The organism is Bacillus cereus group sp. BfR-BA-01408 (assembly GCF_022663305.1).
Taxonomy (GTDB): domain Bacteria; phylum Bacillota; class Bacilli; order Bacillales; family Bacillaceae_G; genus Bacillus_A; species Bacillus_A pacificus.
In genome coordinates this window covers 1-223 of sequence record NZ_JAKUFF010000320.1, presented here as the reverse complement: position 1 = coordinate 223, position 223 = coordinate 1, and the positions used below count along the sequence as shown (strand labels likewise).

The window sequence follows — 223 nt, the reverse complement described above, 5'->3', positions numbered from 1 at the left end:
TTCTAATACATTCGGTTCTTCTGTTACCTTTGGCTCTTCCGGTTTTTCTAAGTCTTCTAGTTCTTCTGTTGTTTCTTCTTTATTTTCTTCTTCAATCGGTTTTACCCAGATCTCCGGCTTCTCTTTTACCTCTGGTTTTTCTAATACATTCGGTTCTTCTGTTACCTTTGGTTCTTCCGGTTTTTCTAAGTCTTCTAGTTCTTCTGTTGTTTCTTCTTTATTT

General features: G+C 35.9%; 1 pseudogene. It reads right to left on the bottom strand.

The window, feature by feature from the left end:
- Positions 1 to 223, bottom strand: a pseudogene (locus tag MR083_RS27465) (LPXTG cell wall anchor domain-containing protein); the annotation flags it as partial.